This window comes from Roseateles sp. GW821-FHT09H11, assembly GCF_059415845.1.
In genome coordinates this window covers 219,393-234,304 of the sequence record NZ_JBWKOA010000009.1, presented here as the reverse complement: position 1 = coordinate 234,304, position 14,912 = coordinate 219,393, and the positions used below count along the sequence as shown (strand labels likewise).

Sequence of the window (14,912 nt, the reverse complement as noted above, 5' to 3'; positions counted from 1 at the left end):
TCGTCGATCGGGACCTTGCACAGGACGGCGGACTTTGGACCAGCATGGGCTGGCCGTTTGCTGAATGCTTGCTGAGCTCGGAAAGCTCTGATGACGCCTTGAGTCATGGACGTCGCCAGAACTTCCTGGACGATGCGAGGTCCGTTGTCGCACGGACGCGCGTCGCCTCCCAATGAACCACCCTGGAGGTCAGCATGGATGTGATCAGCCATTTCGCGGCACGCTACGAACGCAGCAAGGTCGAAGAACTCACGCTGGAGGAGTACCTCGACGAGTGCAAGCGCAATCCCCTCGCCTACGCCACCGCCGCCGAGCGCATGCTCAAGGCGATCGGCGAGCCGCAGATGCTGGACACGCGCAATGACTCGCGCCTGTCGCGGATCTTCCAGAACAAGGTCATCAAGATCTATCCCGCCTTCGCCGAGTTCTACGGCATGGAGGACGCGATCGAGCAGGTCGTCAGCTACTTCCGCCACGCGGCGCAGGGGCTGGAAGAGAAGAAGCAGATCCTGTATCTGCTGGGCCCGGTCGGCGGCGGCAAGAGCTCGATCGCCGAGCGCCTCAAGCAGCTGATGGAGCACGTGCCGTTCTACGCGCTCAAGGACAGCCCCGTGAACGAGAGCCCGCTCGGGCTGTTCGATGTCGTCGAGGACGGCCCGCTGCTGGAACGCGAGTACGGCATCCCGCGCCGCTACCTCAACCGCATCCTGAGCCCGTGGGCGGTGAAGCGCCTCGACGAGTTCGGCGGCGACATCCGCAAGTTCAAGGTCGTCAAGCGGCTGCCGAGCGTGCTCAAGCAGATCGGTGTCGCCAAGACCGAACCGGGCGACGAGAACAACCAGGACATCAGCTCGCTGGTCGGCAAGGTCGACATCCGCAAGCTCGAGACCTACGCGCAGGACGATCCCGACGCCTACAGCTATTCCGGCGGCCTGTGCCTGGCCAACCAGGGCCTGCTGGAGTTCGTCGAGATGTTCAAGGCGCCGATCAAGGTGCTGCACCCGCTGCTGACCGCGACGCAGGAAGGGAACTTCAAGGGCACCGAAGGCTTCGGCGCGATCCCCTTCGACGGCATCGTGCTGGCGCACAGCAACGAGAGCGAGTGGAAGACCTTCCGCAACAACAAGAACAACGAGGCTTTCCTCGATCGCATCTACATCGTCAAGGTGCCCTACTGCCTGCGCGTCAGCGAGGAAGTGAAGATCTACGAGAAGCTGATCCGCGGCTCCTCGCTGGCCGAGGCCAAGTGCGCCCCCGGCACCTTGAAGATGATGGCGCAGTTCGCGGTGCTGACCCGGCTGAAGGACCCGGAGAACTCCAGCGCCTTCAGCAAGATGCAGATCTATGACGGCGACAACCTGAAGGACACCGACCCGAAGGCCAAGTCGATCCAGGAATACCGCGATTACGCCGGCGTCGACGAGGGCATGGCCGGCATCTCGACGCGGTTCGCGTACAAGATCCTGTCGAAGGTCTTCAACTTCGACTCGACCGAGGTCGCCGCCAATCCGGTCCATCTGATGTACGTGCTCGAGCAGCAGATCGAGCGCGAGCAGTTCCCGCAGGAGTCGGAACAGAAGTTCGTCGGCTTCATCAAGGAGGTTCTGGCACCGCGCTACGCCGAGTTCATCGGCAAGGAGATCCAGACCGCCTATCTGGAAAGCTACAGCGAGTACGGCCAGAACATCTTCGACCGCTACGTGACCTACGCCGATTACTGGATCCAGGACCAGGAGTACCGCGACACCGACACCGGCGAGGTCTTCGACCGGTCGGCGCTGAACGCGGAGCTCGAGAAGATCGAGAAGCCCGCGGGCATCAGCAACCCGAAGGATTTCCGCAACGAGATCGTCAACTTCGTGCTGCGCGCGCGCGCCAACAACGCCGGCAAGAACCCGCTGTGGACCAGCTACGAGAAGCTGCGCACGGTGATCGAGAAGAAGATGTTCTCCAACACCGAGGAACTGCTGCCGGTGATCAGCTTCAACGCCAAGGCCAGCGCCGACGAGGCGAAGAAGCATGAGAACTTCGTCCAGCGGATGGTCGACAAGGGCTACACGCCGAAGCAGGTCCGGCTGCTCTGCGAGTGGTATCTGCGCGTGAGGAAGTCGAGCTGAGTCGAACGAATGCCACCGGAAAGGTCCCCCTCATGACAGGCCTTCAACAAATCATCGATAGACGGCTGTCGGGCAAGAACAAGTCGATCGGGAATCGGGAGCGCTTCCTGCGCCGCTACAAGGACCAGATCCGCGACGCGGTGCGGCGCGCGGTGGACAAGCGCGGCATCCGGGACATGGAGCGCGGCGAGGATGTCCAGATCCCCAAACGCGACCTGAGCGAGCCCGTCTTCAGCCACGGAGAAGGCGGGACCCGCGAAGTCGTGCGGCCCGGCAACACGGAGCACATCAAGGGTGACCGCATCGGCAAGCCGCAGGGCGGCCAGGGCGGGGGCGGCGGCTCTCAGGCGAGCGACTCCGGCGAGGGCGAGGACGACTTCGTCTTCCACCTCAGCAAGGAGGAGTTCATGCAGGTCTTCTTCGAGGACCTGGCGCTGCCCAACCTCGCCCGCACGACGCTGGCCGAGACCCCCGAGTACAAGACCGTGCGGGCCGGCTACGTCACCGACGGCACGCCGACCAACCTGCACGTGGTGCGCTCGATGCGCGGCGCGTTGGGGCGCCGGATCGCGCTGGGCATGGACAAGCGGCGCGAGCTCCACGAACTCGAGACCCGGCTGCTGACCCTCCAGCAGGAAGAGGACCAGCGCCGCCCCGAGATCCAGGCGCTGATCGCGGAGACCGAGGCGCGCATCGTGCTCCTGCGCCAGCGCCTGTCCAACATCCCGTTCCTCGACCCGATCGACCTGCGCTTCCGCAACCGCATCAAGGTGCCGCAGCCGACGACGCGGGCGGTGATGTTCTGCCTGATGGATGTCTCGGGCTCGATGGACGAAAGCCGCAAGGACCTGGCCAAGCGCTTCTTCATCCTGCTCTACCTGTTCCTGACGCGGCACTACGAGAAGATCGAGGTCGTCTTCATCCGCCACCACACCCAGGCGCAGGAAGTCGACGAGCAGAACTTCTTCCACGCCACGGAGACGGGCGGCACGGTGGTGTCGTCGGCGCTGGTGATGATGGAAGAGATCATCCGCGCGCGTTATCCGGCCGGCGATTGGAACATCTACGGCGCGCAGGCCAGCGACGGCGACAACTGGCACCACGACAGCGGCCGCTGCCGCGAATTGCTGGCCGACAAGATCCTCCCGCTCTGCCGCTACTACGCCTACGTGCAGGTGGCGGAGGCCGAGCAGAACCTCTGGGAGGAGTACGCCAAGCTGGAGCAGGAGGTGCATCACTTCGCCATGCGCAAGGCGGTCGACGTGGCGCAGATCTATCCGGTCTTCCGCGACCTGTTCAAGAAGGAAGGGGCGACCGCGTGACCGCGGCGCCGGAGGGCATCACCATGAGCAGCCTGGAGAATCGCCGCAATGTCGGTGTCGGCGTCGGTGCCAACGAATACGGCGGCCGCCGTGTCCGCGCGCCATTGACGCAGATGCGGCCGCTGGAGAAGCGGCCCGACCATCCGCTCCCGTCGCCGAGCGACTGGACCTTCGAGCTCGTCGAGCAGTACCACGACGTCATCCGCCAGACGGCCGAGCGCTATGGGCTGGACACCTATCCGAACCAGCTCGAGGTCATCACCGCCGAGCAGATGATGGATGCGTATGCGTCGGTCGGGATGCCGGTGAACTACCGGCACTGGAGCTACGGCAAGGAGTTCATCTCCACCGAGCGCAACTACAAGCGCGGCCAGATGGGTCTGGCCTACGAGATCGTCATCAACTCCGACCCTTGCATCGCCTACCTGATGGAGGAAAACACGATGGCGATGCAGGCGCTGGTGATTGCGCATGCCTGCTACGGCCACAACAGCTTCTTCAAGAACAACTACCTGTTCCGGATGTGGACCGACGCGTCGTCGATCATCGACTACCTGGTCTACGCGAAGAACTACGTCGCCGACTGCGAGCAGCGCTACGGCCTCGACGCGGTGGAGTCGACGCTGGACTCGTGCCACGCGCTGATGAATCACGGCGTCGACCGGTATCGCCGGCCAGCCAAGCTCTCGCTCGCGCAGGAGCAGGCGATGCGCAAGGACCGCGAGTCCTATGCGCAGCTGCAGGTCAACGACATGTGGCGCACGCTGCCGCGGCGTATGGAGGACGAGGCCAAGGAAGAGGAGAAGCGCCGCTTCCCCAGCGAGCCGCAGGAGAACCTGCTGTACTTCATCGAGAAGAACGCGCCGTTGCTCGAGCCGTGGCAGCGCGAGATCGTGCGCATCGTCCGCAAGATCGCGCAGTACTTCTATCCGCAGCGTCAGACGCAGGTCATGAACGAAGGCTGGGCGACGTTCTGGCATCACAAGCTGCTCAACACCATGTACGACGACGGCTACCTGTCGGACGGCATGATGATCGAGTGGTTGAAGTCGCACACCAACGTGGTGGCGCAGCCGGCGATGGCGCAGCTCAATCCGTATGCGTTGGGATTCGCGATGTACACGGACATCAAGCGCATCTGCGAGAAGCCGACCGACGAGGACCGCGAGTGGTTCCCCGCGATCGCCGGCAGCGACTGGCTGCCGACGCTGGACCACGCGATGCGCAACTTCAAGGACGAGAGCTTCATCGCGCAGTACCTGAGCCCGAAGATCATGCGCGATTTCCGGCTGTTCTCGATCCTCGACGACGAGCACCAGGCGGAGTACGAGATCTCCGCGATCCACGATGAACAGGGCTACCAGTACGTGCGGCAGGCGCTGTCCCGGCAGTACGACCTGTCCACGCGCGAGCCCAACATCCAGGTGTGGAACGTCAACCTGCGAGGCGACCGTTCATTGACGCTGCGCCACCAGCAGCATCAGGACCGCCCGCTGCATGACGGCGCACAGGAAGTGCTGAAGCACGTCGCCCGACTCTGGGGATTCGGCGTCCAGCTCGAGAGCGTGAATGCACGCGGCGACGTGTCACGTCGCTGGAGCGTGCCGGCACCTCAGCACTGAAATTCCGGGCCCGTCAGGCGAAGATCTTCCCGGGATTCATGATGTCGTTCGGATCGAGCGCCCGCTTGAGCGCTCGCATCTGATCGACCGCGCCCTCCCCCGCCTCCTGCAGCAGGAAGCCCTGCTTGTGCAGGCCGATGCCGTGCTCGCCGGTGCAGGTGCCTTCGAACGCGATGGCCCGAGCCACCATCTGCGCGCTCAGGCGCTCGGCGGTGTCGCGCTCCGCGGGAATGGCCGGATCAATCAGGTACCCCATGTGGAAGTTGCCGTCGCCGACATGGCCGACGATGAAGTACGGCAGCCCGCTGGCCTCGACCTCCTCGACCGAGACGTTGATCGACTCCGCCAGTCGAGAGATCGGCACGCAGGTGTCCGTCGTCACCGCCCGGCAGCCGGGCTTCGTCTGCAGCGCCGACAGGTAGGCGTGATGCCGCGCGGTCCAGAGTCGCGTGCGCTCCTCCGGCGTCGTCGCCCATTCGAAGCCGGTGCCGCCGTGCTCGGCCGCGATCTCCTGCACCGTCGCGGCCTGCTCCGCGACACCGGCCTCGGAGCCGTGGAACTCCATCAGCAGCATCGGCGCCTCGCGCAAGCTCAGCTTGTCGTGGCGGTTGACCGCCCGGACGGCATGCGCGTCGAGCAGCTCGCAGCGCGCGATCGGCACGCCCATCTGGATGATCTCGATCGTCGTCCGGACGGCGGCGTCGATCGATTCGAAGGAGCACACCGCGGCCGACACCGCTTCCGGCAACGGATACAGCCGCAGCGTGATCTCGCAGATCGCGCCCAACGTCCCCTCGCTGCCGACATACAAGCGCGTCAGGTCATACCCCGCGCTGCTCTTGCGGGCCCGGGAACCGGTACGGATCAGCCGGCCATCTGGCGTCGCGACGGTCAGCCCGAGCACGTTCTCCTTCATCGTCCCGTAGCGCACCGCGTTCGTGCCACTCGCGCGCGTCGCCGACATCCCGCCGATCGAGGCATCCGCGCCCGGGTCGATCGGAAAGAACAGGCCCTGATGACGGACCTCGGCATTGAGCTGATTGCGGGTCACGCCGGCCTGGACGGTCACCGTCAGATCCTCGGCATTGACCCGCAGGATGCCTTTCATCCGCGACAGATCCAGGCTCACGCCGCCCTGCACCGCCAGCAGATGCCCTTCCAGCGAGGTCCCGGCGCCGTAGGGAATCACCGGCACGCGATGCGCGTTGGCCAACGCCAGCACCGCGGCCACCTCTTCGTTGCTCTCGGCGAAGACGACGGCCTCCGGCGGTGGCACGTCGAACGGCGACTCGTCGCGACCGTGCTGCTCGCGCAACGCCATTGCGGTGCTGCAGCGATCACCGAACCGCGCCTTCAACGCGTCCAGCATCGCCGCCGGCATTGGCCGCGGCGCATGGGACGGCTGATGGGCCGACGCGTGTGGCGTCGGAGGGTCACCGAGTTCTCGAGGCGCATTCATCGCTGTCTCCTGGTTCCACGCGGTCCGATGCGGAGGAACTCCGCGGCCGGTGTTGTCCGGTCGATTCTAGGAAGCGCGGTCGCTGCATCCGCTTGCATCGTCACGCTTGCATCGCGACCCGCACAGTGACAGCATGGATGGACCGCGCGCTGGCTCGCGCGACATGAGGAGTCCGCCATGTCCCATCTGTGGTTATGGACGATCTGGGCCCTGCTGCTGGCGCTGCTGGTGGTCGCCACGCTGCGCATGGATTGGCTGAAGGTCTGGTGGATGGATCAGCTCCGCCACCTGCCCAACGACGCCGCTGCCCGCGACATCGATCCCGGCGTTCCCGCCGACGCGCCCGAACCGGGCACGCGCCCGCAGGCGCATCACGTGCCGAGACCCGTCGGCATTCCGCGCCACGCGGTCCACGACATCCACGGCCATTCGACCGGCATGTCCCACCACCGCCCGGTATTCCATCGCAGCGGCAGCCGGAACTGACGGATCTGACGGCGCTCGGTCCACGGGTCGGACGAGTTGCGGCAAGATGCCGGGTTTGCACTCCGCAGCCCGCGCGGCACCCGCCATGGCCAATCGACTCTCCCAGATCGCGACCCGCACCGGTGACGACGGCACGACCGGACTCGGCGACGGCACGCGCGTCCCCAAGGACCATCTGCGCGTGCAGGCGATGGGCGATGTGGACGAACTGAATTCCCAGATCGGCGTGTTGCTGGCCGAGCCCCTGCCCGACGACGTCCGCGATCTGCTGGTCACGATCCAGCACGAGCTGTTCAACCTCGGTGGGGAGCTTTGCATGCCCGGCTACAGCCTGCTGAAGGAAGCCGCGGTCCTGCATCTCGACCAGGCACTGGCCGATCACAACGCCGCCCTGCCCCGCCTGGCGGAATTCATCCTTCCCGCCGGCACCCGCAGTGCCGCCATTGCCCATGTCTGCCGCACGATCGCCCGGCGCGCCGAGCGCGCCGTGGTCACGCTGGCAGCGCACGAGACGATCAACACCGCGCCGCGCCACTACCTGAACCGCTTGTCGGACCTGCTGTTCGTGCTGGCGCGCGTGCTGAATCGGGCCAATCTCGACGGCAAGGGCGGCGATGACGTCTACTGGAAAAGCGAGCGTCTGGCCCGATACGCGGCCGAAGAGGCCGCGGAACAAGCCCAGGAAGGCCCCGGGAACGCCTCCTGAGCGCCTGAACGGCTTCCCTCAGGCCACGGCGGCCGCCGCGGTCCTGAGGCGCTTCACGTAGGCCTCGCGCAGCGCGGGCGGCGCCACCACGTCGACCTGGCCGGCGTGCCGCAGCAAGTCCATGAGCAGCTCCGTCGCATCGACGAACGGCAGCTCCAGCCGCCAGCGTCCATCGGGCATCCATTCGCTACGCTGTGCCGGATGCCATTCCTCGCTGGAGACCCAGGCCGCGATCTGCTCGCTGAAGATCACCGTCGCCCACTGCGGATCGCCGCCGGCGAAGATCCCGTAACCCTGGTCGAGTTCTCCCTCGAGCTCCTTGAGCGGCAGGCTGCGCGCCGCCTGATCCTCCAGCACGGCCGCATCCTCCATCGCATCGAGCGCGAAGCGTCTCAGCCCGTCGCTGGCATGACACCACGCATCGAGGTACCACGTGTTCCGGTAATGGACCAGGCGCTGGGGAGACACCTCGCGCTCGCTGACCGACCCGCCGCCGGGTCCGCGCTTGCGGTATCGCAGCTTCAGCCGCCGACGCTTCACCACGGCGCTCCCGACCGTCTCGAAATGCTCTGACGGCACCCGCCGCCGCGCCGTCGAGATCAGCTTGATGCGACGCGTCATTTCCTGCGCCTCGACCTCGTCGCCGCCGAGCATGCCGGTCAGCTTGTCCAGCATCGGCTGCAGGTGCCGGCTCAACAGTCCGTTCTCGTCGAGCCCGGCCATCATCTGATGCATGGTCAGCAGCGCGTGCAGTTCCTTCTCGCTGAACCAGACGCCGGGCAACTCGTGCCGCTGGCCGCGCCACTGCTGGCCGAAGCGATAGCCGTTCTCGGTGGCGTCGTACTCGATCGGGGCATCCATGCGTTCACGCAGGTACTGCAGATCGCGCTTGAGCGTCGCCGGCGACACCTCCAGCAGCTCCCGCATCTCTGCGAAGCTCACGCAGCCGCGACTGCGGATCAGCATTTCGATCTTGTAGAAGCGCTCGGTGCGGTCCATGCGGGTCCTCTCCTGACAGATCTGGGCAGTCGACCCTCAACTTTCTGTCGACTGGGGATGGGATGGCTCATTCTATGAGCCACCCAACCTGAATACTTGATCCCAAGCCTGAAGCAGTCATGCCCCAGGTCCCGGTTTCCAAGTCCTCAAGGAGAACCCACATGGTCGCCACGATCCACCGCAACGCCGACGACATCGCGATCCAGCAACTGCCCTTGCCGATGACCGCGGTCGACGACCTGGGTGACACGAAGGAGGAGACCGGGGCCTCGAGCCATGAGCGCGTCGGATTCGAACTGGGCTGGGACTACGCCCACCACGGGCTGACGCCGCCGGTCGAGCAGCTGTTCCGTCAATCGCCGCTGCAGCAAGGCTGGCAACTGGGCCGGTCGACCTTCGGCGCGCGCACGCTGAAGTCGCACCGCCATACGCAGCTGTGGCTCTCGCTGCGCCTGCATGCCTGGCAACGCGGCCGCAGCTTCGAGACGCTGCTGGTCACGCCCAACTACCTGCAGCAGTTGGACACGACGCACTGCCCGGTCAGCCGCCTGGGGTTCAGTGACGAGGACGGGCACCCGCAGCGACGCTCGATCGACCGCGTGCGCGACGACGCTGGCTATGCGGCAGGCAACCTGGCCTTGATGAGCCACGCGGCCAATGTCGCGAAGCTCGACCGCGGATGGCAACAATGCTGGGCGATGGCGCAGAGCCTGCGCCAGGGACCGATGACGATGGCCGGCGGGCTGAACGCCGACGCCTGGGAACGCATGGCGATCCTGACGAGCTTCGTGACACCGATGTCGCATGAACTGGCCGCACAGCTGCCGATGCTGGCCCTCCCGCCGAACCGCCTGCGGATGTTCAACCCGGTGCAGGCCTTGCAGGCCCTGGTCACTCGCCAACTGGCCACACCCGGATGGAGTCAGCGCCTGACGCGTCTCGAAGCACTGATGGCCGCGCAGCAACGCGCCGACTTTTCGAAGTTCGTCCTGGCGCTGGTCCCCCGCGTGCTGCGCTGCCAGTCGCTCACCGACCCGATGGACATCCGCTGGGCGCTGGAGGACGCGTGGCGCGATCCGCTGCTGCAGAAGCGCTGGACGCACTTCGCGCAACAACTGACCCCGGAACAGGCGGAACAGCTGGTGCAACGCGCCGCCAGCAAGCGGCTGAGCACCGTGCGCGTCCAGAGCCACGTTGCCCCCACGGACGGTTGGGCGCTGGAACGTCAGGGATTCCGATCGGCGGCCTGAACCCCACCGTGAGCTTCAGCCCGGAAGCCCCACGTGCAGCTTTTCAAGGCTGCCGTTCTGGTCCTGGAGCGCGACGTGGTAGCCCTGCTCCTTGAACCAGTCAGCCCATTGCCGGGCGTGCGATTTCTGAGGGAGCCAGGGCCCGGTGCGGTCGAGGTGGACGCGATTGCCGCGGCGTTCGTAGAACACCACGCGCCACATGTTGCTGGGGATGCGGTCGTGGAAGCTGGACATATGCGACCGCGGAATCTAGCAAAGCAGCATGTCGCGATGGGAGGGGGGCAACACCTGGAACCATGCCGACATCGCACGGACCGTGCAGAGTTGCCGAGCCGCCTGGCTGCGACTGTTCGCAGACCATGCCGACAGCACCGAGTCGTCGCACAACAGCAGTGAAGCACCACCTTGCAGCGCGAGTTCGACGAGCGATTGCATGGACTCGGAAATGCCCGCGATCCTTGGTCCGCGCGCCGGCTTCACGACCTCGGCATACGGCAGGAAGTCCGCGAGCAGTTCCTGTTGTTGCACCTCGGACAGCACAAGCTTCGGATAGGCCAGTGCCCGCATCAGCGTCGCCGCGAGATCAGGACTGACCAGTGGCCGCAGCACACCTTGCTGCCACGCACGGCGCAGGCCGAGCGCTTCACCCCCCGACATCAGCAACGCGCGCAGGATCAAAGCCGGATCGATGACGGCGAGCTCCGGCGCCGTCTTCTTCGATCGACGCGTCATGCGGATCTGCGAGCGGTCTTGCGAACGGCGGTCTTGCCCGTGGTGGCGGGCGTTTTCACGGCCTTCTCGACCTTCACGGCCTTGGCGGCAGGCTTCGCTGCCTTCGACGAGAACGCCATTGCCTTGGCGATGACGCCATCATCGAGCTCGAGTTCCGCCAGCTTGGCCCGGACCGCATCGCCGCGCTGGATGCGCACCGGCGTCAGCACCACCTGCCCCGCCTGCAACAGCACTTCGAAGTACTGCACGGGACCGAGCTTGTCGGTGACGCTTTTCGGCAGGGTCAGCTGGTTCTTGGACGTCAGCTTCGCCAGCACGGGCTCAGACCAGCGAACGTTGCAGGCGGAGCTGTTCCAGCGCGCGGCCTTCGACGTCGACGGCCTTGACGCTGTCCGTCTCGGCGCGGAAGCCGGCGAGCTCGAAGAATCGCATCGCACGCTCGTTGTTCTTGTAGGTCCACAGCGTGACGCGGGTGCAGCCTTCTTCCTGAAGACCTTCCTGAGCCGCTTCGACCAGCGCCTGACCGACGCCCTTGTCCCAATGGGCAGGCATCGCGTACATGGCCCAGATCTCACCGGTCGTGGAGGGCGTGCCCTTGTCGCGGGAGCGGTCGAAGCCGACGAAACCCATCACCTCGTTGTCCAGGTGCGCGACCAGCACTTGCGGTTCGCACATGTTGATGGCTTCGCGCCAGTAGGCCTGGCGTTGGGCGACGGACAAGCCGTTCAGGGCGGTATCGGGCCAGAACTCCTTGTACGCGTCCTGAGCGGAACTCACCTGGATCTGGGCGATGGCCTTGGCATCACGCAGTGTGGCCGGGCGAATCTGAATACTCGACATACTTGGAGAACAAACGCATTTCGGGGAAAGGGCGGGATTGTCCCAGTCAATGCGACCAAACGGGGACCTTGACAGCAAATGTTTTGCTGATCTTGATCGCCGCAGGGGCGCATCGAGCCATGTCGCGCCACCAGGCTAACGACAGGCGAACTTCAAACCAGTGAAACCTGCAGATGACGCCGGAAGTCGCGGGCAAAACCGGTGGCGGCCTTATGCCAGTGAGGACGCGCCACGGCTTGCAAGCGCAGCAACAGCTCGTGTTCGACGCTCAGTTCCCCGAGAAATTCGGCGAGTTCGACGCCGATGTCGCGCTGCATCCGTTGCACCAGTTGAGCGGTGGTCAATGCGTCTGCAAGCGCGCGGTGGGCACGACCGTTATCTGGCAGGCGATGAAAGCGGGCGAGCGTCCCCAACTTGCAGTTCGGAGAATCCGGATAGAGGCGGCGAGCCAGCTTCACGGTACAGGCGAACTCGGGCGCAATGCGCGGCGAAGCGTCGGCACGATCAAGCTCATGCAGCCAGAAGCCGCGATCGAAGCTCGAGTTGTGCGCGACGAAGCCGCAGCCTTCGGTGAACGTCGCGACCTCACGCATGACCTTGGCCGCATCGGGTGCGTCCTCGACCATCTCGTTGCTGATGCCGGTGAGGCGCTCGATCATCGGGGGGATCCACGCGCCGGTGTTCATGAGGCTCTGGTACTGGCCGACGATCTCCCCGTCGCGCAGCAGCACGGCGGCGATCTCGGTGGCTCGGCCTCCGCCTTGCGGGGAGTTGCCCGTGGTCTCGAAGTCGATGACGGCGATGGTGCGCTTCATGCGGTCGGAGCGGGATATTTCTTGGCGTTCATCGCGATCTTGCGATCGACCGCGGCCGGCACATCGATGCCGGCACGATCGGCGATCTGCAGCAGGTACATCAACACGTCGGCGATTTCCTCGCCCAGATGCTGATGTTCCTCGGGCGACAGCTGCCGAGACTCCTCGGCGGTCTTCCACTGGAAGATCTCGACGAGCTCGGCTGACTCCACGACCAGCGCCATCGCCAGGTTCTTCGGCGTGAGGTAGGGGTCCCAGTCGCGAGCTGCGGCGAAGTCGCGCAGCCGTCGTTGCAGGTCGGCTATGTCCATGGCTTCGCAGTGTGCAAGTCCGACGCGGCCTGCTCAAGCGCCGTGTGCGCTGCAGGCACACGACAGCAACGTCGCAAAGATTTTCTCGCCTCTGTTTTCAACATCAAGGTTTTAAATATCTCTTTAGTCGTCTTAGTAGAGGGACGATCTTTTTGTGGACAAGTCAGAAATTCCCTTTAGAACCAAAGACTTGAGCTGACTGAAACCTTGTGTGTGGAGGACCTCGTTGGCGTTGCACGGATCGACAACAACAGGTGACTCCCCGTGCCGGCCTGTGGAGAAGTGGCCAGTTGCCAGAAAGTTTTCCACAGCGTTGTTGGCTATACAGCGGCGTCCGACTTGCGCTAGCACCGACGGAAACGGGGATAACTTCCCCGTTCGCCTCAATCGATCCCGACCACCTTGTGCATCTGGATCGACAACTTCCATTGCGGATGGTCCATGCAATACGCAATGGCCGCCCTGGTGTTCTGCTTCTGCAGGATCGAGTCCATGGGCTGGAGGAAGAAGTGGTCGAAGGCCAGATCCGCGAAGCGTTCCGGCAAGGCCAAGGGCTGTGGATAAACCAGCTTCAACTCGTTGCCCCGGGTGAGCACGACTTCCGCATCCGCCTTGGGGCTGACGCAGATCCAGTCCAGTCCATCAGGTGCAGGCTGGGTGCCGTTGGTCTCGACGGCGATCTCGAAGCCGTGAGCCTTCAACGCGGTGATCAACGGACCATCGAGCTGCAGCAGCGGCTCGCCGCCAGTACAGACGACATACGGCGTGCCGGTCTTGCGGCCGTGCTCGTCCTTGGGCCACTTGGCGTCGATGGCTTCCGCGAGGGCATCGGCCGCGGCGAACTTGCCCCCACCCTGCCCGTCCGTGCCGACGAAGTCGGTATCGCAGAAGGTGCAGACGGCCTTCTCCCGGTCCTGCTCGCGACCGGTCCACAGGTTGCAGCCGGCGAAGCGGCAGAACACGGCCGCGCGGCCGGCCTGAGCGCCCTCGCCCTGCAGCGTGTAGAACATTTCCTTGACGGCGTAGGTCATACCGGAATCAGCTCCTCGAACGGACCATGGCTGACGATCGCTCCGCTGCCACGGGTCTCGTACAGGTCGACGCGCTCCAGGGGCGGCAGCTGCGCCTTGGCCTGCTGCAGTACCCAGGCCGCCAGGCTGGCCGTGTCGGAATCCGGCAGGCCGGCGAGTTCATGCAGCGGGTGATGGTCCATCGCCTTGAAGATGGGATCGAACAGCAGCTTCACATCGCTGAAGTCCATGGCCCAGCCGTAGACCTGGTCCAGCGGCGCACTCAGGTGCAAGCGCAGGGTGAAGGTGTGGCCGTGGATGCCAGCCAGCGGATGCCCCGCCGGCGCGCGATCGAGCTTCACCGCGCTGTCGAGGGTGAACTCCTTCCAGATCCGGTAGCGCTCGCCGTCGAAGTTGGCGCCGCTCGAACCGGTTTCGTAGACGGTGACCCAGCTCAGCTCGGGCAGCTGTGGCTTCAGGCGTGCCCACAGCCAGGACGAGATCAGCTCGCTGGTCGGATTGGACAGGCCTTCGATCTCGTTCAGGCACTGGTAGTTCAACTGCGCATGGAACGGTGCCCACAGCTCGTCGAGGTGGTCGTAGTCGATGCTCAGGTCGCGCTCACCGAGGTCCTGGTTGGCATGCAGGATCAACTCGAAGCCATGACCGTGCATGCGGCCGCACTTGTGGCCCATCGGGACGTTGGGCAACTGATGGGCGGCCTGGAAGCGGTATCGACGCCAGACATGTGCGTGGCCGTTGGCGTCCAGGTCGACGCCGGAGTTCGATGTGCTCTGGATCCCGACCTGCGTGATGCCGGGAACCTCGAACTCGGTCTCGAGACGGTGCCGGATCCAACGCGCGATGTTTTCGTCGGTCGGTTGCGTGATGTGCTGGTTCAGCAGCGCATGGTCGAGCGGGGCGATGCACCGTTCGAGGCAGTCACGCAGCGCGCTGACTTCGCCTCCGGGGAACGGTGCCCAACCGGCGGGCAGTTCGGCGCGGACCGTGGCCAGATAGCTGTGCCCATGCAGACCGCGCGAGCGATGACCTGGGGGGAGCGCGTCGATCTGACACGCTGACTCGAACCCCGCCGAGGCGGTGAAAAGTGAAGCGGGAGAGGCAGGTAAAGCAGACATTCCGAGAGTGTGACATGCCCGCTTTTCTTATCTTCTTGTATTGAATATCTCCTTGGTCGTATTAGTAGGTGTTCGCGGGTTCGTGTGGACAACGCCCGAATTGC

Annotated in this window: 16 protein-coding genes; 6 read left to right on the top strand and 10 right to left on the bottom strand. The window is 64.9% G+C overall.

Features of this window, described 5'->3' with window-relative positions; all coding sequences use genetic code 11:
* The first annotated feature begins 194 nt into the window (after positions 1-194).
* From AC07PR_RS27000 to AC07PR_RS26990, 3 genes are all read left to right on the top strand, one after another.
* Positions 195-2,117, top strand: a complete 1,923-nt coding sequence (locus AC07PR_RS27000) for a PrkA family serine protein kinase (RefSeq protein WP_377158825.1) — start codon at positions 195-197, stop codon at positions 2,115-2,117.
* Positions 2,118-2,149: 32 nt separating this feature from the next.
* Positions 2,150-3,439 carry a YeaH/YhbH family protein gene (locus tag AC07PR_RS26995; protein ID WP_377158827.1) on the top strand — a complete coding sequence of 430 codons (1,290 nt, stop codon included), beginning with the start codon at positions 2,150-2,152 and terminating at the stop codon, positions 3,437-3,439.
* A 113-nt stretch (positions 3,440-3,552) separates the two neighbouring features.
* On the top strand, positions 3,553-5,061 hold the full coding sequence (locus AC07PR_RS26990; RefSeq protein WP_377161664.1) for a SpoVR family protein: 1,509 nt from the start codon (positions 3,553-3,555) through the stop codon (positions 5,059-5,061).
* 13 nt (positions 5,062-5,074) lie between these two features.
* On the opposite strand, the gene AC07PR_RS26985 is transcribed toward AC07PR_RS26990, so the two are convergent.
* Entirely contained in the window at positions 5,075-6,520 is a 1,446-nt protein-coding gene (locus tag AC07PR_RS26985) for an FAD-binding oxidoreductase (protein WP_377158829.1), read from the bottom strand.
* Between the two features lie 177 nt (positions 6,521-6,697).
* Between AC07PR_RS26985 and AC07PR_RS26980 the strand changes: the two genes are divergently transcribed.
* Entirely contained in the window at positions 6,698-7,006 is a 309-nt protein-coding gene (locus AC07PR_RS26980) for a hypothetical protein (protein ID WP_377158831.1), read from the top strand.
* Between the two features lie 85 nt (positions 7,007-7,091).
* On the top strand, positions 7,092-7,712 hold the full coding sequence (locus AC07PR_RS26975; RefSeq protein WP_377158834.1) for a cob(I)yrinic acid a,c-diamide adenosyltransferase: 621 nt from the start codon (positions 7,092-7,094) through the stop codon (positions 7,710-7,712).
* A gap of 18 nt (positions 7,713-7,730) precedes the next feature.
* Here AC07PR_RS26975 and AC07PR_RS26970 read toward each other — a convergent pair whose 3' ends face one another.
* Positions 7,731-8,711, bottom strand: coding sequence for a helix-turn-helix transcriptional regulator (locus AC07PR_RS26970; protein WP_495137114.1), 981 nt, complete (start codon positions 8,709-8,711; stop codon positions 7,731-7,733).
* Positions 8,712-8,872: 161 nt separating this feature from the next.
* Here AC07PR_RS26970 and AC07PR_RS26965 point away from each other — a divergent pair, with 161 nt between their 5' ends.
* Entirely contained in the window at positions 8,873-9,961 is a 1,089-nt protein-coding gene (locus AC07PR_RS26965) for a hypothetical protein (RefSeq protein WP_495137113.1), read from the top strand.
* Positions 9,962-9,976: 15 nt separating this feature from the next.
* On the opposite strand, the gene AC07PR_RS26960 is transcribed toward AC07PR_RS26965, so the two are convergent.
* The 8 genes from AC07PR_RS26960 to AC07PR_RS26925 all read right to left on the bottom strand — a co-directional run bounded on the left by AC07PR_RS26960 (position 9,977) and on the right by AC07PR_RS26925 (position 14,808).
* Positions 9,977-10,195: a hypothetical protein gene (locus tag AC07PR_RS26960; RefSeq protein ID WP_377158843.1), complete on the bottom strand. Its 219-nt coding sequence runs from the start codon at positions 10,193-10,195 to the stop codon at positions 9,977-9,979.
* A gap of 15 nt (positions 10,196-10,210) precedes the next feature.
* Positions 10,211-10,693, bottom strand: coding sequence for a PIN domain-containing protein (locus tag AC07PR_RS26955; protein WP_483108314.1), 483 nt, complete (start codon positions 10,691-10,693; stop codon positions 10,211-10,213).
* Positions 10,690-11,010: an AbrB/MazE/SpoVT family DNA-binding domain-containing protein gene (locus AC07PR_RS26950; protein WP_377158849.1), complete on the bottom strand. Its 321-nt coding sequence runs from the start codon at positions 11,008-11,010 to the stop codon at positions 10,690-10,692. Before AC07PR_RS26950 ends, AC07PR_RS26955 begins: the two co-directional genes overlap by 4 nt.
* Before the next feature lie 4 nt (positions 11,011-11,014).
* Complete coding sequence (locus tag AC07PR_RS26945) at positions 11,015-11,533, bottom strand: GNAT family N-acetyltransferase (protein ID WP_377158852.1); 519 nt, start codon at positions 11,531-11,533, stop codon at positions 11,015-11,017.
* A 152-nt stretch (positions 11,534-11,685) separates the two neighbouring features.
* Positions 11,686-12,348: a 3'-5' exonuclease gene (locus AC07PR_RS26940; RefSeq protein WP_377158854.1), complete on the bottom strand. Its 663-nt coding sequence runs from the start codon at positions 12,346-12,348 to the stop codon at positions 11,686-11,688.
* Positions 12,345-12,659 carry a nucleotide pyrophosphohydrolase gene (locus AC07PR_RS26935; protein ID WP_377158857.1) on the bottom strand — a complete coding sequence of 105 codons (315 nt, stop codon included), beginning with the start codon at positions 12,657-12,659 and terminating at the stop codon, positions 12,345-12,347. The genes AC07PR_RS26940 and AC07PR_RS26935 overlap by 4 nt, the downstream gene beginning before the upstream one ends.
* Positions 12,660-13,042: 383 nt before the next feature.
* Positions 13,043-13,690: a 7-carboxy-7-deazaguanine synthase gene (gene queE / locus AC07PR_RS26930; protein WP_495137112.1), complete on the bottom strand. Its 648-nt coding sequence runs from the start codon at positions 13,688-13,690 to the stop codon at positions 13,043-13,045.
* Entirely contained in the window at positions 13,687-14,808 is a 1,122-nt protein-coding gene (locus AC07PR_RS26925; protein WP_495137111.1) for a 6-pyruvoyl trahydropterin synthase family protein, read from the bottom strand. Before AC07PR_RS26925 ends, queE begins: the two co-directional genes overlap by 4 nt.
* Positions 14,809-14,912 lie beyond the last annotated feature (104 nt).

Coding starts and splice junctions, on each gene's coding strand:
- AC07PR_RS26965 (WP_495137113.1), top strand. CDS start 8,873: ATGGTCGCCACGATCCACCGCAACGCCGACGACATCGCGATCCAGCAA.
- queE (WP_495137112.1), bottom strand. CDS start 13,690: ATGACCTACGCCGTCAAGGAAATGTTCTACACGCTGCAGGGCGAGGGC.
- AC07PR_RS26980 (WP_377158831.1), top strand. CDS start 6,698: ATGTCCCATCTGTGGTTATGGACGATCTGGGCCCTGCTGCTGGCGCTG.
- AC07PR_RS26975 (WP_377158834.1), top strand. CDS start 7,092: ATGGCCAATCGACTCTCCCAGATCGCGACCCGCACCGGTGACGACGGC.
- AC07PR_RS26955 (WP_483108314.1), bottom strand. CDS start 10,693: ATGACGCGTCGATCGAAGAAGACGGCGCCGGAGCTCGCCGTCATCGAT.
- AC07PR_RS26945 (WP_377158852.1), bottom strand. CDS start 11,533: ATGTCGAGTATTCAGATTCGCCCGGCCACACTGCGTGATGCCAAGGCC.
- AC07PR_RS26940 (WP_377158854.1), bottom strand. CDS start 12,348: ATGAAGCGCACCATCGCCGTCATCGACTTCGAGACCACGGGCAACTCC.
- AC07PR_RS26935 (WP_377158857.1), bottom strand. CDS start 12,659: ATGGACATAGCCGACCTGCAACGACGGCTGCGCGACTTCGCCGCAGCT.
- AC07PR_RS26960 (WP_377158843.1), bottom strand. CDS start 10,195: ATGTCCAGCTTCCACGACCGCATCCCCAGCAACATGTGGCGCGTGGTG.
- AC07PR_RS26995 (WP_377158827.1), top strand. CDS start 2,150: ATGACAGGCCTTCAACAAATCATCGATAGACGGCTGTCGGGCAAGAAC.
- AC07PR_RS27000 (WP_377158825.1), top strand. CDS start 195: ATGGATGTGATCAGCCATTTCGCGGCACGCTACGAACGCAGCAAGGTC.
- AC07PR_RS26990 (WP_377161664.1), top strand. CDS start 3,553: ATGCGGCCGCTGGAGAAGCGGCCCGACCATCCGCTCCCGTCGCCGAGC.
- AC07PR_RS26970 (WP_495137114.1), bottom strand. CDS start 8,711: ATGGACCGCACCGAGCGCTTCTACAAGATCGAAATGCTGATCCGCAGT.
- AC07PR_RS26985 (WP_377158829.1), bottom strand. CDS start 6,520: ATGAATGCGCCTCGAGAACTCGGTGACCCTCCGACGCCACACGCGTCG.
- AC07PR_RS26925 (WP_495137111.1), bottom strand. CDS start 14,808: ATGTCTGCTTTACCTGCCTCTCCCGCTTCACTTTTCACCGCCTCGGCG.